The sequence below is a fragment of the Cupriavidus sp. CP313 genome (genome assembly GCF_054072015.1).
In genome coordinates, this window is record NZ_JBSVZB010000001.1 from 228,778 (window position 1) to 249,248 (window position 20,471).

A 20,471-nucleotide genomic window follows, 5' to 3' on the forward strand; every position below is an offset into this window, starting at 1 on the left:
TCGTGTCAGAACCAGACGCGGACACCGGCGACGAAACGCGTTTCGCCCGCCTTGCCGCCAGAGGTCCGGATCATGTCGGCGGTATTGCCAAAGGTCTGGTAGCGCTCCACGCCGATATACGGCGCAAACTGCCGGCTGAACTCATAGCGCAGCCGCAGCCCTACGGTGCCGTTGGACAAGCCGCTGCCGATGCCCACCTCCGGGTCGTTCTTGCCATAGAGGTTGGCTTCGATGCGTGGTTGCAGGATCAGGCGCTGGGTCAGCAGCAATTCGTATTCGGCGGACAGCCGCAGCGCGGTGCGGCCGCTGGTGCCGACATAGGCAGTGGCATCGACCTCGAACCAGTACGGCGCCAGCCCCTGCACGCCGAAGGCCAGCCAGTTGCGCGCCGGGCGCCCGCTGCCGGCATCGTTGCGCAGGCCCAGCTGGGTATCCCAGTAGCTCGCCACGGCGTGGCCCCACAGCAGCTCGGTGCGGGCCTCGTGCAGCTTGCCCTTCGACGCTTCGCCCTCGGCCTTGAGCACCAGCTTGTCATAGCTGTTGCCGAACCATGCCTGCACCTCGTAGGCGGCGGCATTGCTGCCGCTGGCGTGGGCCCACTCCAGGCGGTCGACCAGCACCGAGGCGAACAGGTGCTCGTCGGCCATCACCAGCTGGCGCTTGTCGCCAAGCGCGTACTTGCCGACGCCCAGCTGGTAGCCGCCGGAATAGGCATGCGGATCGCGGGCGTCGGGCGGCGCGCTGCCGCCCTGCATCTTCATGTCGCCGTGGTCCATGGCAGGGGCGGCCATGCCCTGCATGTCCGGCATCGGCGCGCCGCCACCGTCCATGGTCTGGATCCCGTCCTGCTCCATGCCCTGCATCTGGCCATGGTCCATGCCCTGCATGGCGGCCGGGGCATCGTGCTTGTGCGCATGGCCGGCATGCGGATCCTGCGCCTGAGCTGCGCCGATTGCGGTCAATGCCAGCGCCGCGGCCAGTATCGTCTTCGTGTGCCTGTGCATGGAGATTGCGAATTCAGGTTGAGCCATCACGCCACCACCACTTCACGGAACATGCCCGCATCCATATGCAGCATCAGGTGGCAATGCCAGGCCCAGCGTCCCAGCGCATCGGCAGTGACCAGGAAGCTGATGCGCTGCGCCGGCTGCACGGGGATGGTGTGGCGCCGCGCCTGGAAGCTGCCGTCCGGCGCTTCCAGCTCGCTCCACATCCCGTGCAGGTGCATGGGGTGGGTCATCATGGTGTCGTTGTGCAGGATCACGCGCAGCCGTTCGCCGTGCCGGAAGTAGATCGGCGTCGACTTGCCGAACTCGACGCCGTCGAAGGACCAGGTGTAGCGCTCCATATTGCCGGTCAGGTGCAGCTCGACCTCGCGCCCGGGGCCGCGCGCATCCATGGCGCCGCCGATGGTGTGCTGGTCGGCCAGGGTCAGCACGCGCCTGCCGTTGTTGCGCAGGCCAATGCCGGGATCGTCCAGGTTGGTGCGGGCCATGTCGACGCGCATGTCGGTGCCCGGACCGTATTCGGTGCGGGCGTGGCGGGCGGTCTTGCTGGGGACCTTGAGCGGATCGGCGGCGGCCATGGCGTGCTGGCTGTGGTCCATGCCGGCGTGGTCCATGCCCTGCATCGGCATGGCACCGTGCTGCATGCCGCCGTGTCCGGCATGCCCGCCATGCCCACCGTGGCCCGTCATCTCGCCCATCATGTCGGTCATGGTCAGCCATACGGCCTGGTCGAGCGCGGGCACCGGCGCCGCCAGCCCTTCCCTGACCGCCAGCGTGCCGCGCGCATAGCCGGTACGGTCCATCGACTGCGCGAACAGGGTGTAGGCGTCGTCGCGCGGCTCGACGATGGCATCGCAGGTCTCGCCGGGGCCGAAGCGGAATTCGTCGACCGTGACCGGCTCGATATCCTGGCCATCGACCTGCACCACCCGCAGCTTCAGCCCGGGGATGCGCACGTCGTAGAAGGTGTTGCCCGAGCCGTTGATAAAGCGCAGGCGCACGGTCTCGCCGCGCCGGAACAGGCCGGTCCAGTTGCCGGCCGGCGTGACGCCGTTGGCCAGGTGCGTCAGCGTGGCGCTGGACAGGTCCGCCAGGTCGGTCGGGCTCATCCGCATCTGGTTCCACATGCTGCGCTTGTCCAGCGCCTGCTTCAGCCCGTCGCGCGAGACATCGCGGAAGAAGTCCACCACCGTGGGCTGGTTGTAGTTGTAGTAGTCGCCCTGGACCTTGAGTTTGGTCAGCACCCGCATCGGGTCTTCGTCGGTCCAGTCCGACAGCAGCACGGTGTGGTCGCGATCGACCCGCACGGTTTCCTGCCCAGAGGCCGGATCGATGACGATGCCGCCGTACACGCCGGTCATTTCCTGGAAGCCGGAATGCGAGTGGTACCAGTAGCTGCCGGTCTGCGCGACCTTGAAGCGGTAGGTGAAGGTCTCGCCGGGCGGAATGCCGGCAAAGCTGATGCCGGGCACGCCGTCCATCTCATACGGCAGGATGATGCCGTGCCAGTGGATCGAGGTGGCCTCGCGCAGGCGGTTGGTCACGCGGATGGTGACCGTGTCGCCCTCGCGCCAGCGCAGCGTCGGGCCGGGCAGCATGCCGTTGATGGTGGTGGCAATGGTCGGCTTGCCGGTAAAGTTGACCAGCGACTCGCCGATCACCAGATCGAACTCGGTGCCGCGCAGGACCGGCGCCGATCCGGAGCCGGCCGGGGCAGCCTGCCCGGCGCGCTGGCCCGCATGCTGCGCCCACGCGCTGCCGCCAACGCCGGCAAGGCTGGCCACCACGCCGCCGGCAACCAGCCCTTGCACGAAGCGGCGGCGGGGAAGATCGGGCAGCACAAGGCCGGTACTGGGGTGGCGTCGCATGTCATCAGTCCTGGTTGAAAGCATGCCAAGCGTAGCGAAGGCCACCCTACGCACGTCTGACTGGAACATGACATTCCGGTAATCTTCCGGTCATGTTGGCGCCCGCGTTGCCGGCGTAGAGTTGCCGGACCCTGCCCAAAGGGCCGATCGATCAAGGAAAGTGCTGTGAAACTGCTAGTGGTGGAGGACGAGTCCAAGACCGGCGAATACCTGCGCCAGGGGCTGACCGAGGCGGGCTTTGTCGTCGACCTGGTGGCCAACGGGTTGGACGGCCAGCATATGGCGATGACCGAGCCCTATGACCTGGTCATCCTGGATGTGATGCTGCCGGACGTCGACGGCTGGCGCATCGTGCAGGCGCTGCGCGCGGCGGAGATCGCCGTGCCGGTGCTGTTCCTGACCGCGCGCGACAGCGTGGCCGACCGCGTCAAGGGGCTGGAGCTGGGTGCGGACGACTACCTGGTCAAGCCCTTCGCCTTTTCCGAGTTGCTCGCGCGGGTGCGCACGCTGCTGCGCCGGGGCACGGCGCAGATGGCGCTGGACCGCATCCAGGTGGCCGACCTGGTGCTGGACCTGGGCCGCCGCCGGGCCACGCGCGCCGGGCGCCGCATCACGCTGACCAGCAAGGAATTCGCCTTGCTGGAACTGCTGGCGCGCCGCCGCGGCGAAGTGCTGCCGCGCTCGCTGATCGCCTCGCAGGTGTGGGACATGAACTTCGACAGCGACAGCAATGTCATCGACGTCGCCATCCGGCGCCTGCGCGCGAAGATCGACGATGAGTTCGAGCCCAAGCTGATCCAGACCGTGCGCGGCATGGGCTATGTGCTGGAAGCCCCCGAGGCAGCGGAGGACGCTGATTGACATCCTCCCCTCCCTAAAGGGAGGAGATTCCCTCTGCAGGCGATCGATGTCCCGATCGGGCAAGAATATTTAGCGCAGCGTTCACATCGCGATCATGTACAGCACCGCATTCACTGCATACCCACTGCCTTATTCCGAGGTCTGCGATACCTTTCGGCCTCTCCGGCGGCATCGCGTCGCACGAAGAGCAGACCTGGGTGGTGAAACGTTCGTCGACTTCCTCGTACCACGCGCCATGCGCAATCGCCTTGTACGCGAGCATTGTTCGGAAGGACGACCAGCCCGCATCGAGGACGGACTTCGCCATGCTGGTCCTGGCGAGGCCGGCGGCATTCACATTACCCACCGCGATGTAGTCGAAGTCCCGCACGATGCGATGCGAGAGCTTGTGCAGGAAGTCGCGCCTCGCATTGGCGATGCGCGCGTGGAGGTTCGTGGCCTGTCGTTTCTTGCGCGCACGCTGCGCCTTGGCAAGGGCTTGCTCGAGTTGGCCAAGGTGACGCGGATTCTCGATCTTCTCGCCGGTCGAGAGTGTGGCAAGGTCCTTCAAGCCAAGATCGATGCCAATGCCAGGTTGCGGGGCACGGGCCGGAGTGTCGGCAACTTCAATCACGATATTCAGGAACCAGTTGCCCCGGGCGTCGCGGGAGAAATTCGTACCGTCCTTGATCTTGCCTTCGGGAAGGGGACGGGAGCTGAAAACGCGAAACGTATTGCCAGCAAAGCGGAACGCATCGCCAGAACGCTTGAGATCTCGCCCCTTGAGGGGTACCCAACCGAGGGACCTGCGACCGCGATAGCGCAGGTACGGCCGGCGGTGCTGGCTACGCGACTTGGCGTACTGCTCGCAAACCGCGTTGACGGTGCCGGAATGGATGCGCAGTTCCTTGCTGCTGCCGGTGGTCAGCACGTTCAGATCGAAACCGTGGGCCATTTCTTGCCCCACTTGAGTGCGTGCTTCTGCGTGTCGTTGCAGAAGTTCCAGACGTAGTTCACCGCGCGGCTCTGCTGATTGAGCAGGCCGTTCAGCGACTTCACCCGGTAGCGATAGACCAGAAGCATGCCGGTCATTCTAAATTGGAAGTGCTTGCTGCCGGCGGCACTCCTTTCACACCCCGCCCTGAAGGGCGAGGTTCCTCGGAGCAAGTCTGATGAAGGTCCGGATGTCGCTGACGGCACGGCTCACCATCCTGTTCTCGCTGTCGTCGGCCGCGGTGCTGCTGGGGCTGGGCGTGCTGATCTGGCTGGCGATCGACAATCATTTCGCCGACGAGGACTACGCCGTGCTGGGCGACAACGTGCGGCTGATCCAGAAGATCGCGGCCGAGGGCCCGGCGGCGTCGCTGCCGCAACGCCTGGGCCCGGTGCTGGAACACCATGCCGGCTTCGTCGCCGAAGTGCGCGCCGCCGACGGCAAGCGCCTGTATGCCACGCAGGACTTCGACTTCGGCATGGCCCTGGCCGCCGCCGCGCAACTGCCGGCGCAACGGCATGCCTTCACCTGGGAACAGGGTGGCCAGACCTACCGCGGCATGCGTGCGCTGGCGCAGGTGCCGCCCGGGCAGCCGGGTCCGCTGCAGGTCGTGGTCGGCATGGACACGGCGCTGCATGCCCACTTCATGCACGCCTTCCGCCAGTCGCTGGCCTTCTACACCGCGCTGGCCGCGCTGGCGAGCGGGCTGCTGGGCTGGTGGGCCGCGCGCCGCGGACTCTGGCCACTGCGCACCATGGCCTCGCGGGCGCGCACCGTCACTGCGCACAAGCTGGACGAGCGCATGCCGGTCGATGCCGTGCCGGTGGAAATGGCCGACCTGGCCGCGACGCTCAACGCCATGCTGGAGCGCCTGCAGCGCGATTTCGCGCGCCTGTCGGAATTCTCATCGGACCTGGCGCATGAGTTGCGCACGCCGATCACCAACCTGATGACGCAAACCCAGGTGGTGCTGTCGCAGCCGCGCGATGCGGACAAGTACCGCGACGTACTGGCGTCCAACGTGGAAGAGCTGCAGCGGCTGTCGCGCATGGTGTCGGACATGCTCTACCTGGCGAAGATGGAGCACGGCATCACCCTGCCGAACGCCGAGCCGATCGAGGTGGCTGATGAAGTCGCTGCGCTGTTCGATTTCTACGATGCGTTGGCTGAGCACAAGGGTGTGCGCCTGGCACTGCGCGGCAGTGGCCGCATCACCGGCGACCGGCTGATGCTGCGGCGGGCGTTGAGCAACCTGCTGTCGAACGCGCTGCGGCATACGCCTGCGGGCAAGGGCATTGTGGTGGAGATTTTGCCCTCTGCCGAAGGGGTGACCGTGGTCGTCGAGAACGAAGGCGAGACTATCCGGCCTGAGTTGCTGCCCTCGCTGTTTGACCGGTTCTTCCGTGCGGACAAGTCGCGGGCGCGGCCAGAGTCCGATGGTGCGGGGCTGGGGCTGGCGATCACGCAGGCGATTGTGGCTGCGCATGGCGGGGGGATTGGGGTGGAGTCGGTGGAGGGGAGGACGCGCTTTGTCTTGACGTTCAGGGGATAGGGAGTGAGGGAGATTCAGCCGTGCCAGCGGTGATCGCATCCGCCGGTAACCCAGGCAGCATGGCGCGTATCGCGGGGACAAGCTCCCGCGTGAGCACGGTCCGCGTGATCCGGGCAATGTCTTCGGCGAGGCCGGACCATTCCGCCATTCGGTAGAGCAGGTAAAAATCGCGCTGGCCCAGCCGGGATGGCGGGATCGGCACCAGGTCGACCTGATCCAGCCACACCCGCGATTGCCAGAGGCAAAGGGGCGTGCTGACGGCCCATCCGAGTCCCGCAGCCACCAGGCTCAGCAGCGGGTCCGTCGCATCGAACTCGAACCGACGTGCCGCTTCCACGCCGATGTGGCGCAGGTATCGCTCGACTTGCTGGCCGATGACCGAGCGCTGCGTATACCGGATCAGCGGCAGGTCGCCGACACGGTCAGCGAGGTCTCGCGCCTCGGACAACGGCAATACGTGGCTGCCTTTGGGAAATACCGCCACCCAGCTTTCGGAAAACAGAAGTCGCTGGAAAATGCGTGCGTCGGCTACCGGCACTTCGGTACAAATCGCCAGGTCCAGCTCTCGGCCCAGCAGCTGGGCATTCAGGCCCGGGGTCAAGCCAGACCATAGCTGCATTTGCCTGGCAGACCCTGACAGGCCGCGAATCAACGCCGGCCCCAACGTCGCTGCAAAGGAGTCCACACAACCGAACCGTATCTGGGCGTGCTCCAGCCGCACGCGCTTGCGCAGCTCCTCATCCACATGCCTGGCGTCGGCCAGCAGGCGGTCCGCCATCTCCAGCAGGATGTTCCCTGCGCGCGTGGGCCTGGCAGGCCGAACTTCCCTGTCGAAGAGCTGGATCCCGTACTCGACCTCGAGTGAGCGGATCATCTGGCTGACCGCGCTTTGACTAACGCCGAGCCGTTGTGCGGCCAATGCCATGGAACCGGATTCGCAGACGGCCATGAAAACCTGGAGTGCGTGCAGGTCGGGCACGCGCTCGCGGCGCCGGGTCGGGGAAATCGCGGAGGGCATGGGAGCGGACTTGGCCATGTGCTTGCGTGCAATGGTGAGCGGTGTCGGCACACTGTAACTTAAGAAATCTTAAATTTTTATATAAATATTTCTTCATCTAAGGCTCCCGGCTGCCGTCGCTTCTAGGCTTGCATCCAGTTCTGTTCCTACCAGGAAATCTCCATGCAAAGCTACGACGCGATCGTTATCGGGGCCGGCGTGATCGGCAGTTCTGTCGCCTGTCATCTCGCCCGCCAGGGCTGCACCAACGTACTGGCTCTCGACCGCATGCAGATCGGTACAGGAACCACCTCCCAATCCAGCGGCATTCTGCGGACGCACTACTCGGTCATTGAGAACGTCCGGCTGGCGCAAGCGTCGTGGCAGGTGTTCAACGACTTTCCCGCTTACCTGGGCGATGAAGAGGCCTCTGCGGGCATGGTCAAGTGCGGCTACCTGATCGCCGCGCCGGATGGCCCCAAGCTGGCCCCGCTGCGTGCCTCGCTGGAGGCCCAGCAGGCACAGGGGATCGACGTGCGTTTGCTCGATGCAAAGGAAGCGCAAGGCCTGCTTCCGATTGCCCGCTTCGATGACGCCGCGCTGATCGGCTACGAGCCGGAAGCCGGCTTTGCCGACGCTTACCTGGTCGCAACCGGCTTTGCGCGGGCGGCGCGCCGCCTCGGGGTCAGGATCCTCGAAGGCGTCGGCGTCGAACGGTTATTGCTCGACGGCGGCAAAGTCGCCGGCGTTGAAACCTCGCGAGGCACTTTCCTCGCCGGCACCGTCATCAGCACACAGAATATCTGGGCGACCGAAATCGAGCGCTGGACCGGCATCGCCAGCCCGGTCGTTCCCGAGCGCCATGCCGTCCTGGCACTGGATGCTGCATCGCCCTATACGTTCCAGATGCCGGTGTACAAGGACCTCGGCTCGCCCGGCATGCTGTATTGCCGCAGTTACGGCGGCAGGCAGATGCTGGTCAGCGAGGGCACCGTCGGCGAGACGCTGTCGTCGCCGGACAACGAGCAAGGCGACATCAGCATGGATTACATGGTGGAAGTCGGCGCGCAAGTCGCCGAGCGCTTCCCCACCTATGCGGACGCCGGGATTGCTTCGTCCTGGACGGGCGTCTACGACGTGACGCCCGACTGGAACCCTGTGCTCGGGCATCTGCCCGATGTACCGGGTCTCGTGGTGGGCTACGGCTTCTCGGGCCACGGCTTCAAGCTGGCTCCCGCGGTCGGACGCGTGCTGGCCCAGGCAGCCCTGGGCATCGAGACCGAGATTGACATCGCCCCTTATTCGCTGGAGCGCTTCCGCAATGGTGCGCTGCTGACTGGCAAGTACGGTCTCGGCGCGGTGTCCTGAGCCCCGCCTTTGCAGTGCTGCCGATCCTGATCGCAGGGCACCATCACTCCCCTTGGCGCGGATAGATGGTGATGGACAGGAACCTGATTGGGCACCTGGTCAGGCCTACCGGGCCATGCGGTATCTCGCCGGCGAAGGTCAGGGAATCGCCGGGTTCGAGCGTATAGGTTTGCTGTCCGCAGCGATACTCGACCACGCCCTCCAGCATGTACAGGAATTCGGTGCCAGGGTGCTGGAAGGTCGGATAGCGCTCGGTGTCGTCCTCGATCGTGATCAGGAACGGCTCAAAGGCTTTCACAGGGCCCTGGTCATAGGCCAGCAGATGATAGGTATGGCCGCTCTTGGTGCCGCGTCGCACCACCTCCATCCCCGCTCCATGCCTGACATGCTGCGCGGCGGCCGACGCGCCATCGTACTTGCTGAACAGCACCGCCATTGGCACACCCAGCGCGCGGGCGATACGTGCAAGCGTATCCATGCCGGCCATGGTGCTGCCCGTCTCGATCTTCGACAGCATCCCGCGGCTCAGACCTGCCTGTTCCGCGACCTGGGCAATCGTCAGCCTTTCCCGCAGTCGCAGCTCGCGGATGACCATGCCCACCGATTCCTCAATGTGGGGCACGTGGGCTTCAAAAGGGGGCTCGGCATGGGTCTTCATGTGGGGTTTCTCAGTCATTGACGCACCAGGAACTAGATTCCTGATGGGCACACTTGTTGCTCCACAGGAATCATCGCAGATTTGCTTCCCAGTGGAGCAAATCATGCGCCTGGCGCTGCGAGGCGCATTCTAAAGTCGTAAGGAGCCTGATCCATGAAGTCAGAGTTGAGTGCGCATCTTGCCGCGCCAGCCGGGGCGCTGACCCCAGCTCCGCGGCTCAACACCGTCGAAGAAGCGCAGGACTATCTGCTGGCGCGCGGCGTCAGCTACGTCCTTGCACAGTTCGTCGATATCCACGGCGTCGCCAAGGCCAAATCGGTGCCCGTGGCGCATCTTGGTTCGGTCCTGTCGGAGGGTGCAGGCTTTGCCGGCTTTGCCATCTGGGGCGTTGGCATCGAGCCGCATGGCCCGGACTTCATGGCTCGCGGGGACCTCAACACCATTGGGCTCGTGCCATGGCAGCCGGGCCTGGCCCGGATCGTATGCGAAGGGCATGTCGATGGTGCGCCATGGAAGTACGACAGCCGGGTCGTCCTGAAGCAACAGGTCGCCAGGCTCTCGCAACGCGGCTACACGCTCTATACCGGCCTCGAGCCCGAATTTTCCCTGCTGCGCCGTGACGACAAAGGCGGCATCGCGCCGTGCGACCCGAGCGATACGCTGGCCAAGCCTTGTTACGACTACAAGGGGCTGTCGCGCACGCGCACTTTCCTGGAGCGTCTGTCCAACGGCCTGCGCGCGGCGGGCATCGATGTCTACCAGATCGACCACGAAGACGCCAACGGGCAATTCGAGCTGAATTACACCTTCACCGACTGCCTGACGTCTTGCGACCATTTCATCTTCTTCAAGATGGCGGCATCGGAAATCGCCAATGAGCTGGGCCTGGTGTGCTCGTTCATGCCGAAGCCCTTTGCGAACCGCCCTGGCAACGGCATGCATATGCACATGTCGATCGGCGATGGCCAGCGCAACCTGTTTGCTGACAAGAGCGACCCGCGCGGGCTGGACCTGTCCCAGTTGGCCTATCACTTCCTTGGCGGCCTGCTGGCCCATGCGCCAGCGCTCACGGCGCTCTGCGCGCCCACCGTCAATTCCTACAAGCGGCTCGTGGTGGGCCGTTCCCTCACCGGCGCCACCTGGGCGCCCGCGTATATCAGCTATGGCGACAACAATCGCTCGAGCATGATCCGCATCCCCAAGGGCCGGCTGGAACTCCGGCTGCCCGATGGCGCCGCCAACCCGTACCTCGCCACAGCGGCTGTGATTGCGGCGGGGCTTGACGGCATCGACCGGAAGCTGGATCCCGGCGCCCCGCGCAACACCAATCTCTATGAATGGAGTGAGGCGCAACTGGCCGAAGCCGGCATCGGCCTGCTACCCCAGAACCTTGGCAGCGCGCTGGATGCCCTCGAAGCCGATGCGCTGATGACCGAGGCACTGGGACCCGTTGCGCAAGAGTTCCTGAAGCTCAAGCGCATGGAGTGGTTCGAATATCAACGGCATGTCTCGGACTGGGAAGTGAAGCAGTACCTGGAATTCTTTTAAGAAGGGAATCACGCTATGTGCGGAATAGTTGGATTGTTAGTCAAGACACCTTCGCTGCGGGAAAAGCTTGGCGAGCTGATGGTACCCATGCTGATCGGGATGACCGAGCGCGGCCCGGATTCAGCGGGATTGGCGGTGTTCTCCGCGCCGGTGGAAGAGCGCCACCGGAAGATCAGCGTCTATGCCGGATACACCGATGACGGCGAGCGCTATGACTGGAATCGCCTGGCCGACGCATTGAATGCGGCACTCGATGTGAGCGCAACGGTGCAGGCAAAGGGAAACCATGGCATCGTGACCTTCCGGGGCGAGCCCAAGCGTGTCAGGGACTGGATCGCCGCGAACGACCCGAAACTGCATGTGTTCTCCACTGGTCGCAGTATCGACCTCTACAAGGACATCGGCACCCCGGCCGAAGTGGCAGCCCGTTACCGGTTCGCCGACCTTCAGGGCAGCCACCTCGTCGGCCATACCCGCATGGCCACCGAGTCTGCCGTCACGCCAGATCGCGCACACCCGTTCACCGCCGGCGAGGACTTCTGCCTGGTGCATAACGGCTCCCTGTCGAACCCCAACGGCATCCGGCGCATGCTGGCGCCCCACGGCATCCACTTCGACACCGACAACGACACCGAGGCGGCCACGCGTTTCCTGGAATGGCGGCTGCGCGAAGGCGACACGCTCGAGCAGGCGCTGCAGGCAGGCTTTGATGTCCTGGATGGTTTCTACACCTTCCTGATGGGAACGCCCACGGAACTGGCACTGATCCGCGACCCCTTTGCCTGCAAGCCCGCCGTGGTGGCCGAAACCGACGACTACGTCGCCATCGCGTCGGAATTCCGCTCGCTGGCCCACCTTCCCGGCGTCAGGCACGCCCATGTTTTCGAACCCGCACCCGAGGAGATGTACGTATGGAAAGCGTGAAGTTTGACCTCGCGGTCACACCGCTGCGCGAAGTCAACCAGTACCTGCACAAGAACGTGCCTGCGCAAGGCGGCTTGCGCGTGCAGATCGACAACCCGAACGGCGCGCACGCGATCGCCGCCGGATTGAACGCGCCTGTCGACGTGGTCATCGAAGGCCATGCCGGCTACTACGCCGCTGGAATGAATCAAGGGGCCACCGTGACGATCCACGGCAGCGCCGGCACGGGCGTCGCCGAAAACATGATGAGCGGCAAGGTCCACGTCAAGGGCTTCGCTTCCAACGCCGCAGGTGCCACCGCCCACGGCGGGCTGCTGGTGATCGACGGAGATGCCGGCCTGCGTTGCGCGATTTCCCTGAAGGGCGCCGATATCGTCGTCGGCGGTTCCGTCGGCAGCTTCTCGGCGTTCATGGCACAAGCAGGCAACCTGGTGGTGCTCGGCGACGCCGGCGAAGCGCTGGGCGACTCGCTCTACGAAGCCGCAATTTACGTGCGCGGCAACGTGAAGAGCCTGGGCGCCGATTGCGAGGAGAAGGCCATGGGCCCGCGCGAACGCGAGGTGCTGGCCGACCTGCTCCACCGCGCCGGCCATGTGGATGTCGACCCGTCGTCGTTCAAGCTCTATGGCTCGGCCCGCACGCTCTACAACTTCCATGTCGATAACGCAGGAGCCTACTGAAGTGAATGCCCCGACCCAACTGCAGGAGCTGGCATTGAGCTCCACCCAGACTCCCCCGCGCTATTCCGCGACGTTCGACCCGGCCACCCTGGCCGAAATCCGTCGCGCCGCGGCCACCGGCATCTACGATATCCGCGGCGGCGGCACCAAGCGCAAGCTGCCGCATTTCGATGACCTGCTGTTCCTGGGTGCCTCGGTCAGCCGCTATCCGCTGGAAGGCTATCGGGAGAAGTGCGGAACCGACGTCGTACTCGGAACGCGCTACGCCAGGAAGCCGATTCACCTGAAGACGCCGGTCACCATTGCCGGCATGAGCTTCGGCGCGCTGTCCGCCCAGGCCAAGGAAGCACTCGGACGCGGTGCCACCATCGCCGGCACGAGCACGACGACGGGCGACGGTGGCATGACTCCGGAGGAGCGCGGCCAGTCGCAGACGCTGGTGTACCAGTACCTGCCCTCACGCTACGGCATGAACCCCGATGACCTGCGCAAGGCTGACGCCATCGAAGTGGTCATCGGACAGGGCGCGAAACCCGGCGGCGGCGGCATGCTGCTGGGACAGAAGATCAGCCCGCGCGTGGCGAAGATGCGATGCCTTCCCGAAGGCATCGATCAACGCTCGGCGTGCCGGCATCCGGACTGGACCGGCCCCGACGACCTCGAGATCAAGATCCTTGAACTGCGGGAAATTACCGACTGGGAAAAGCCCATCTACGTCAAGGTTGGCGCCACCCGCCCCTACTATGACGTGGCCCTGGCCGTAAAAGCTGGCGCCGATGTGGTGGTGCTCGATGGCATGCAGGGTGGCACGGCCGCGACGCAGGAGGTGTTCATCGAACATGTGGGCATCCCCATCCTTGCGGCCATCCGGCCCGCGGTGAAGGCGCTTCAGGACCTGGGCATGCATCGCAAGGTCCAGCTGATTGTCTCGGGCGGCATTCGCAACGGCGCAGACGTCGCCAAGGCCCTCGCTCTTGGGGCAGATGCTGTTGCCATCGGCACGGCTGCATTGGTCGCCCTGGGAGACAACGATCCGCGCCATGCCAGCGAGTATCACAAGCTCGGGACCGTTCCGGGGGCTTACGACGACTGGCATGAAGGCAAGGATCCCGCAGGCATTACGACACAGGATCCGGAACTGGCTGCTCGCCTGGATCCGGTACAGGCCGGGCGGCGCCTGGCAAACTACTTGTCGGTCATGACGATGGAGGCACAGATCATCGCGCGTGCCTGCGGCAAGTCGCACCTGCATAACCTGGAGCCCGAAGACCTCGTTGCGCTGACCGTTGAGGCGGCAGCGATGACACAGGTGCCGCTTGCCGGCACCGCCTGGGTGCCAGGGCAAGGTGGATACTGAGTTTAGGGGCGCCAAAAAAAGCCGCCCACGCCAGTTACGGCCATTGGGGGAGCTGGCGTGGGCGCGAAGACCACCGGATGCGGCTCCAGCGGCGATCCGATGCTACGCAAATCCGCCTGTGGCGACTGCCAACAATTGTGTCGGCGGCCGTAACGTGGCTTGCGGCAGTTCGCTCAGGCCACAGGCAATTCGATGCGGAACACCGCCCCCGCCCCAGCCGCACTCCGCACGCTGGCCCTGCCGCCATGCCGCTCGGCCACGGCCCGCACCAGCACCAACCCCAGACCCGCGCCTTCCGGCGCGCCCTGCTGCCCCTCATGCAAGCGTGCGAACGGTTCGAACAATCGTGCCTGGTCGGCCTCGGCAATCCCCGGCCCGTGGTCCTGCACGGCAACGACAAAGCTGCCCGGCTCACGCGTTAGCGAGACCGTCACGGTCCCGCCAGGCGGGCTGAACTTGATCGCGTTGCTGACCAGGTTGGCAATGGCGCGCGCCAGCAGCGCCGGTTCGCCCTGCAGCACCACGGGCTCGTCCGGCAGGTCGATCTGCAGCGTCACGTCGCGGGCCTTGGCCAGCGCCCAGAGCTGGTCCGTCGCATCCAGCACCAGGCCACCCAATTCCACTTCCATGAACGCCAGGGTCTTCGACTCCGCGCGCGCGACGCTGATGAAGTCGTCGGCCAGCGTCATCGTGCGGCGTGCATGGGCGGCGATGCGGGCCAGCACGCCGCTGTCCGTGGCGACATCGCCGGCGGCTGCGCCATCGCGCCGCGCGCGGCGCTCATGCAGCTCGATCAAGGCCAGGATCGACGCCTGCGGCGAGCGCATGTCGTGCGACAGGAAGCGCAGCATCTGCTCGCGCTGGCGCTCGGCAATGCGGATCGCCGTGATGTCGATCACGCTGACGATCAGGCCGGCCACCGCGCCGGCCTCGGCATGCAGCGGCGCGCCGTGCAGCAGGTAGCGGCGGTCGCCGCGCCCGGCCACTTCAATGCCGCCGTCGGGGACCGGGACCGGGGCGATGCGGGCGCCGGCGTGGCGGTCGTGCAGCGACTGCCAGTACGCCAGGGCCGGTGCCGGCGCGGGAAAGAGCGCCTCGATCAGCGCGTGGATGGTCGGCCGCGGCGGCCCGGCCTCGCCCGGCGCGCGCGCGGGCTCGCCGTCCAGCACCGCGGGCGCCAGCGCCACGCAGCGCCGGTTGGCCAGCATCACGCCGCCATCCAGGTCGCAGATCGCGGTGGCATCGGGCAGGCTTTCCAGGCCATCGGACAGGAAGCGGCGCGTGCCGCGCAGTTGCGCGCTCATGCCGTAGACGGCGCGCATGCGGCTGTCGAGCGTGGCGCCGGTATGGCGCGGCGCGGCAATCAGGCCAGGCTCGCGCTCCAGCCGCGCCAGCTCGTCGGTAAGGAAGCGCAGGGCCGCCTCCTGGCGCAGCCAGCTCCACAGCGGGTAGAACAGCACGCAGCCCAGCGCCGCGGCAGCGGGGGCAATCCACAGCCGTGCCAGCGCCAGCAGCAACAGCGAGCCGCCCAGCAGGCCAGCCAGTAGCAGCCCGGTGGCCACCAGCGCGCCGCGCGGCGGCAGGCGCAGCGCGGCCAGTGCGGCCAGCAGCACCGCCAGCAGCGTGCCACCGACCTGCCAGGCGCGCGGCACCGCCACGATGGCGTCGCCGTCGGTCAGCGCCTGCACGGTATTGGCCAGGATCTCCACCCCGCTCATGCCGCGACCATCGCGCGACACCGGCGTCGGCAGCACGTCGCCCATGCCGGTGGCCAGCGCGCCGATCAGCACGGCCTTGCCGGCAAAGATGGCGGGGTTGGCGCGGCCGTCCAGCACGTCGCGCGCCGACACGCGGGCAAAGGTGCCGGGCGGGCCGGCATACGGGATGCGCAGGCGGCCGCTGCGCTCCCAGCCGTTGGCTTCGGTGATCCGGGCCGGCTCCTGGCGCGCGATGCCGGGCGGCTCGCCGGCGCGCCCGAACGCCGCCATCACCGCGGCCAGGTGCGGCACGCCCGCGGCGGCCACCGGATGGGGCCCTTCGCGCAGGTAAACCTGGCGCGCCACGCCATCGGTATCGACCACCATGTTGATATGGCCCACCGCGGCGCCCAGCCCGGCCAGCGGGTAGCGCACCAGCATGCCGGCGGGGCCGGATTCGGCCACCACCGGCAGCACCACGTTGCCGGCCTGGGCCAGGCTGCGGGCCAGCACGGCGTCGTCTTGCGGATAGCGGGTGTCGCGCTCGGACAGGATCACGTCCACGCCGATCACGCGCGGCCGGCCGGCGGCGATGCGCTCGACCAGTTGCGCCAGCACCGCGCGACGCCACGGCCAGCGGCCGATGGCGGTGATGCTGGCGTCATCGATGCCGACGATGACGATGTCGTCGCGGGCCGGATGGTGCTGGGCGCTGATGGCGATGTCGTAGGCGGCCAGGTCGGCGCGCTCGGCCCAGCCCTGGCGCGCGGCCAGCACCACCAGGGCCAGCACGGCCACAACCAGCAGGCACCATTCGATCAGCGTGCGCCGCCCGAAAGCCCGCCCGCCTGCCCGCGCGGGCGCGGCCGGTGCCGGGCCTGGCGCGTCAGTTGAGCCGGACGCGGCCACCACCGGCCGGCCGGTCGCCCGACCCGATTGCACCGCCCTGCGCGTCGCGCAGGAAGGCAAAGACTTCGATGCGCTGCGGTGCGGAGTACGCGGCCGGGTCCGGCGTCACGCCCGGCGCCGCACGTGCCACGCGAATGAAATAGACGCCGGGCGCGGGGCGCGGCAGGTCAATGGCGTTGGTGGTGGTGTGCTCGTCGGCCAGCAGCGTGGCAAAGCCTGCATCGGCCGACACCTGGACCCGGTAGCCCGCGCCGGCACCACTGCCCTCGGGCCAGCCGATATGCAGCGCGCCGCCGTCGTCCTGCAGGGTGGGCACGGGCGGCTTGGGCTCGACACTGAAGGCGACCGCATCCGACCATGGGCCCGGCCGGCCCGCCGCATCGACGCTGCGCACGCGCCACCACCAGCGGCCCGGCACCAGCGCTTGCGTAGCGGCGGGCTCGGAGGCCGCCTGCACCGCGGCATCCCGCGTAAAGGCGGGATCGGCGGCCAGCGCCAGTTCGTAGCGCGCCGCGCTCGGCACGGTGGCCCATTCGAAGGCGACTGTGTCGGCATAGCGCACCGCATCGGCAGCAGGCTGCTGCGTGAACGGCGCCGGCGGGTTCAGCCGCACCGCCACCGGCGCCTGGGCGCCGTGCCCGGTCAGCTGGTGCTTGTCGATGGCGCTGACGCTCAGGTACAGCGTGCCCTCGGGCAGGCCGTCTACGCGCGCGGTCGTGGCATTGGCGCCACTGGCGGTGCCGGTCCAGGCCAGTTCGCTCAGCGCCGCATCGCGCGCCACCAGCACGCGGTAGCCGGTAGCGCCCGGCACCGGCTGCCAGGCGGCCTCGAAGGACGGGCCCAGCACGGTATCGGCCGGGGGCAGCAGGGCCGGCGCCGGCAGCAGCGCCACCGGCTGCGACAGCTTGCCGCCGGCCGACACGCCGATGCCATAGCCGGCACCGACCGCCGCCGCCGCGGTCATGGCGCGGTCCGATGCCGGCCGGGCGCGGGCGCCCCGCGCCGCACTGACACCGACGCGCCCTTCCAGCACCTCGCTGCGGCTTCCTGCCGTGTCGGCCGAGACCCGGTAGCGGGTGCCGCGCACGCCGGTCACCATCATCGGCGTATGCAGCTCGAAGCGCCCGACGCCGCCGCCCGTGGGCGCCACGCGCGTATCGGCGGCACCCTTGTCGATGCGGATCACGGTGTCGGTCAGGCCGCTGCGCGCGAACGTGCGCAGCCGGCTGACCGAGAGCGTGGTGGCCGGCGGCACCGTGACGCGGCTGCGGTCCGGCAGCTCCAGCGTGACCGAGCCGCCCGCGGGGGTCTCGATGCGCGCGGCTTCGTCCAGCGTCATGCCGGCCTGCAGCGGCCGGCCATTGGCGCGGACCTCGCCGGCCACATAGACCACGCGCGCCGAGGCGGCCTGTCCGGGAATCTGGCTGAGCGGGATGCGCAGGCGCGAGCCGGGCACCAGCCGGTATGGATCGGCCACGCTGTTCAGGCGCTGCAGCGTGCGCCAGCCTTCCTCGGACGCCATGTAGCGCGAGGCCAGGCCGATCAGCGTATCGCCCGGCTCCACCAGGTAGATAAAATCGGCGCCTTCCGCGCCCGCTGGCCCGGCATGCGCCGGAACCGCCACGCCGGCCAGCAGGGCCAGCGCGGCACATCCAATCCGCTTACGCATCCGCCCCAGCCTCATCCGCCTCCGTGTCAGCCGCGGAGGCCTCTTCAAAGCGATAGCCGTGTGAATACACGGAGGTCAGCCGCACGCCGTTCTCGGGGCGCAGCGCCAGCTTCAGGCGCAGCCGCGAGATATGCGTATCCAGCGTGCGCGAGCCCGCCCCCATGGCGCGGCCCCAGACGCCCTGCTCCATCACCTCGCGCGCCAGCAGGCGCCCGGTATTGCGGAACAGGAACAGGGCCAGCTCATATTCGCGCGGCGACAGCAGCGCCGGCTCGCCGCCGACGGTGATGGTGCGCGCGTGGGTATCGACGGTGTAGTTGCCGCGCCGGATCAGCTCCACTTCCTGCGCCGCCTCGGGGTAGGCGCGGCGCAGCAGCGAGCGCACGCGGGCGATCAGCTCGCCGGCGCGGATGGGCTTGAGCATGTAGTCGTCGGCGCCCACCGTCAGGCCGTCGACAATATCGGATTCGGCGGTGCGGCTGGTGACGAACAGGATCGGCGGCATATTGCCGGACTTCTGCCGCACCCAGCTGACCAGCTCATAGCCGCTGGTGCCCGGCAGCTGCCAGTCGACCAGCAACAGGTCATAGGCGCGCTCGCGCAGCGCGCGCAGCAAGTCCGCACCGTTGGCGAAGGACTCGCACTCGAAGCCGGCTTCGCCCAATATCTGCCGGATCAGTTCGGCCTGATCCGGATCATCCTCCACGGAGGCAATACGCATACCTCTACATCCTTCTGCCAGCTTCCGACTGCAACTGCGGTCTCTGCCACGGCATGTCGACGGCTCGGCCGGCAAGTCATTCCTCATATTCACCCCCAGGGGGGCGCGGCCGTCGATCTGATCCGACGGGCCAGGCCGAAGCCCGCCGGCTGCCGCCATGTTACCCAATCGCGGGCCCTTTCGTCGAGATGCCCCGACGAGGGGTGGCGGCAGCAACTGCGCCGATCCCTCCGCGATCGTGTTTCGAACTGCATCATCCTTGGCGCAATCGCCGCGTCCGGGGAGCCGGGCGCGGCGCTTGCGGCAGGGCCTATTGCAGCATGTAGGTCTCGTACTCCAGCCGGTCCAGCTTGCGGTCCAGCAGGTATAGCGCCAGCGCCACCACCACCAGCAGCGACACCGCAAAGCCGTAGCCATACCAGGCCGGCCCCAGGTGCAGCGTCAGCAGCGTCAGCGCGAAGTTCAGCACCACGAAGGTCGCGGTCAGCAGCAGCACCTCGCGGCGGCGGTCCAGGTAGAAGTAGATGTTGAGCACCCCCAGCAGCACCACCTGCAGGCTGGCGCCGATCACGTCCACGTACAGCAGCGGCAGGTACAGCTCGGAAATGCCCAGCAGCCGCAGCACCCACACGCCCACCGCGAACAGCAGCAGCGCGGCGATGGCCTGCACCTTGACGATCTCGTACAAACCCAGCCGGATGGTCTGGACCATGGTGTTGCGCATGTCCTCGATATGCTCGAGCGAGCTGCCGCCGCGCACCGCGTTGTAGAACGCGTCGTAGTACTCGACGAAATCGGTCTCGATGCGCACCAGGAACACCGCCATGCCGGGGATGATCGCCAGGTAGGCCAGGAACACCGGGATGTCGTAGATGATCGACGCATGCAGCGGCCCGATCACCTGCTGCCCGGTGGAGGGCGCGTACCAGAACATGAACTTGTCGATCCAGATGCCCAGGTTGTACAGCAGGCCGATCGCCACCAGGCTGGGGTAGGCATAGCGGCGCTGGAACACCTCGAACGACATGAACTGGCGGCTGGTGTAGTTGCGGTAGATCAGCGTCACCATGCCGGTCAGCAGGCACAGCTGGCCGGCGGCGAAACCGCCCAGCAGCCCTTCCAGCCCGTGGCCGCGCAGCGCCAGCGCGGCCCCGACCGAGATCGCGTAGCCCAGCAGGAAGGTCCACACGATGGCCTTGTACTGCTTCATGCTCGACAGGAAGATCGCGGCAATCCAGATATTGCTCAGCACCACGAAGCCCGCCACCATCAGCAGCCGGTACAGCACCGACTGCTCGCCGAAGCTGAACACCGCGCACGCCACGCCGATGCCGCCAGACAGCACCGTCGCCAGCAGCGCCACCGCGTGGTAGTTGCTCAGGATCAGGTGGTCGCGCTTCTCGAACAGCCGGTCCGAGGTGAAGCGCGTGAACGCCAGCTGCATCGGCCCGGTCAGGATCAGGCTGCCGGCGATCAGGTAGGTCACCGACACCTGGAACTGCGTGATCAGCGAGCCCGGCACCACGAAGGGCAGGCTCAGCATGCCGATCAGCAGGATGCCGACGATCGACAGGATCCACGGCCCGGAGCTGATGATGCCGGCATACGCGTAGGCGCTCAGCATGCCCGACAGGTTGTCCCGCCGCAGCATCTTGCGCAGCTCGAATCCAATGCCAGCCATG

15 protein-coding genes and 1 pseudogene are annotated in these 20,471 nt (G+C 67.0%); 7 read left to right on the forward strand and 9 right to left on the reverse strand.

Going from position 1 to position 20,471, the window contains the following annotated elements; translation table 11 throughout:
• Nucleotides 1–5: 5 nt before the first annotated feature.
• Both ACW4E8_RS01050 and ACW4E8_RS01055 read right to left on the reverse strand, forming a co-directional pair.
• A complete protein-coding gene (locus tag ACW4E8_RS01050) occupies nucleotides 6–1,004 on the reverse strand; it encodes a copper resistance protein B (RefSeq protein ID WP_456802819.1) in 999 nt (332 codons plus the stop codon).
• Between the two features lie 26 nt (nucleotides 1,005–1,030).
• Nucleotides 1,031–2,875, reverse strand: coding sequence for a copper resistance system multicopper oxidase (locus ACW4E8_RS01055; protein WP_456802820.1), 1,845 nt, complete (start codon nucleotides 2,873–2,875; stop codon nucleotides 1,031–1,033).
• A 165-nt stretch (nucleotides 2,876–3,040) separates the two neighbouring features.
• On the opposite strand from ACW4E8_RS01055, the gene ACW4E8_RS01060 reads away from it, so the two are divergent.
• Nucleotides 3,041–3,736, forward strand: coding sequence for a heavy metal response regulator transcription factor (locus ACW4E8_RS01060; protein WP_456802821.1), 696 nt, complete (start codon nucleotides 3,041–3,043; stop codon nucleotides 3,734–3,736).
• A 13-nt stretch (nucleotides 3,737–3,749) separates the two neighbouring features.
• On the opposite strand, the pseudogene ACW4E8_RS01065 reads toward ACW4E8_RS01060, so the two are convergent.
• Nucleotides 3,750–4,798 (reverse strand): annotated as a pseudogene (locus tag ACW4E8_RS01065) (RNA-guided endonuclease InsQ/TnpB family protein).
• Nucleotides 4,799–4,887: 89 nt separating this feature from the next.
• On the opposite strand from ACW4E8_RS01065, the gene ACW4E8_RS01070 reads away from it, so the two are divergent.
• Nucleotides 4,888–6,261: a heavy metal sensor histidine kinase gene (locus ACW4E8_RS01070; RefSeq protein ID WP_456802822.1), complete on the forward strand. Its 1,374-nt coding sequence runs from the start codon at nucleotides 4,888–4,890 to the stop codon at nucleotides 6,259–6,261.
• Here ACW4E8_RS01070 and ACW4E8_RS01075 read toward each other — a convergent pair.
• A complete protein-coding gene (locus ACW4E8_RS01075) occupies nucleotides 6,251–7,297 on the reverse strand; it encodes a LysR family transcriptional regulator (protein WP_456802823.1) in 1,047 nt (348 codons plus the stop codon). The two genes, ACW4E8_RS01070 and ACW4E8_RS01075, sit on opposite strands and share 11 nt — an antisense overlap.
• Nucleotides 7,298–7,441: 144 nt before the next feature.
• Here ACW4E8_RS01075 and ACW4E8_RS01080 point away from each other — a divergent pair, with 144 nt between their 5' ends.
• A complete protein-coding gene (locus tag ACW4E8_RS01080) occupies nucleotides 7,442–8,626 on the forward strand; it encodes an NAD(P)/FAD-dependent oxidoreductase (protein WP_456802824.1) in 1,185 nt (394 codons plus the stop codon).
• A 43-nt stretch (nucleotides 8,627–8,669) separates the two neighbouring features.
• Here the strand turns inward: ACW4E8_RS01080 and ACW4E8_RS01085 are convergent, their stop codons facing one another.
• The gene (locus ACW4E8_RS01085; RefSeq protein ID WP_051591631.1) at nucleotides 8,670–9,284 is read right to left on the reverse strand and encodes a helix-turn-helix domain-containing protein; all 615 of its coding nucleotides are present in this window, start codon (nucleotides 9,282–9,284) and stop codon (nucleotides 8,670–8,672) included.
• Nucleotides 9,285–9,437: 153 nt separating this feature from the next.
• On the opposite strand from ACW4E8_RS01085, the gene glnT reads away from it, so the two are divergent.
• From glnT to ACW4E8_RS01105, 4 genes are read left to right on the forward strand one after another with little or no spacing between them, the layout of a single operon-like run.
• A complete protein-coding gene (glnT, locus tag ACW4E8_RS01090) occupies nucleotides 9,438–10,832 on the forward strand; it encodes a type III glutamate--ammonia ligase (protein ID WP_456802825.1) in 1,395 nt (464 codons plus the stop codon).
• A 15-nt stretch (nucleotides 10,833–10,847) separates the two neighbouring features.
• Nucleotides 10,848–11,756: an amidophosphoribosyltransferase gene (locus ACW4E8_RS01095; protein ID WP_456802826.1), complete on the forward strand. Its 909-nt coding sequence runs from the start codon at nucleotides 10,848–10,850 to the stop codon at nucleotides 11,754–11,756.
• The gene (locus ACW4E8_RS01100) at nucleotides 11,744–12,436 is read left to right on the forward strand and encodes a GltB/FmdC/FwdC-like GXGXG domain-containing protein (protein WP_456802827.1); all 693 of its coding nucleotides are present in this window, start codon (nucleotides 11,744–11,746) and stop codon (nucleotides 12,434–12,436) included. Before ACW4E8_RS01095 ends, ACW4E8_RS01100 begins: the two co-directional genes overlap by 13 nt.
• A 1-nt stretch (nucleotide 12,437) precedes the next feature.
• Nucleotides 12,438–13,793, forward strand: coding sequence for an FMN-binding glutamate synthase family protein (locus ACW4E8_RS01105; protein ID WP_456802828.1), 1,356 nt, complete (start codon nucleotides 12,438–12,440; stop codon nucleotides 13,791–13,793).
• A gap of 173 nt (nucleotides 13,794–13,966) precedes the next feature.
• Here ACW4E8_RS01105 and ACW4E8_RS01110 read toward each other — a convergent pair whose 3' ends face one another.
• The 4 genes from ACW4E8_RS01110 to pelG form a co-directional block, all read right to left on the reverse strand.
• Nucleotides 13,967–16,402, reverse strand: coding sequence for a CHASE2 domain-containing protein (locus ACW4E8_RS01110; protein ID WP_456803020.1), 2,436 nt, complete (start codon nucleotides 16,400–16,402; stop codon nucleotides 13,967–13,969).
• Entirely contained in the window at nucleotides 16,377–18,068 is a 1,692-nt protein-coding gene (locus tag ACW4E8_RS01115) for a FecR domain-containing protein (RefSeq protein WP_456802829.1), read from the reverse strand. Before ACW4E8_RS01115 ends, ACW4E8_RS01110 begins: the two co-directional genes overlap by 26 nt.
• Nucleotides 18,061–18,789, reverse strand: coding sequence for a response regulator transcription factor (locus ACW4E8_RS01120; protein WP_456802830.1), 729 nt, complete (start codon nucleotides 18,787–18,789; stop codon nucleotides 18,061–18,063). Before ACW4E8_RS01120 ends, ACW4E8_RS01115 begins: the two co-directional genes overlap by 8 nt.
• A 310-nt stretch (nucleotides 18,790–19,099) precedes the next feature.
• Nucleotides 19,100–20,470: an exopolysaccharide Pel transporter PelG gene (gene pelG / locus ACW4E8_RS01125; RefSeq protein ID WP_456802831.1), complete on the reverse strand. Its 1,371-nt coding sequence runs from the start codon at nucleotides 20,468–20,470 to the stop codon at nucleotides 19,100–19,102.
• Nucleotide 20,471 lies beyond the last annotated feature (1 nt).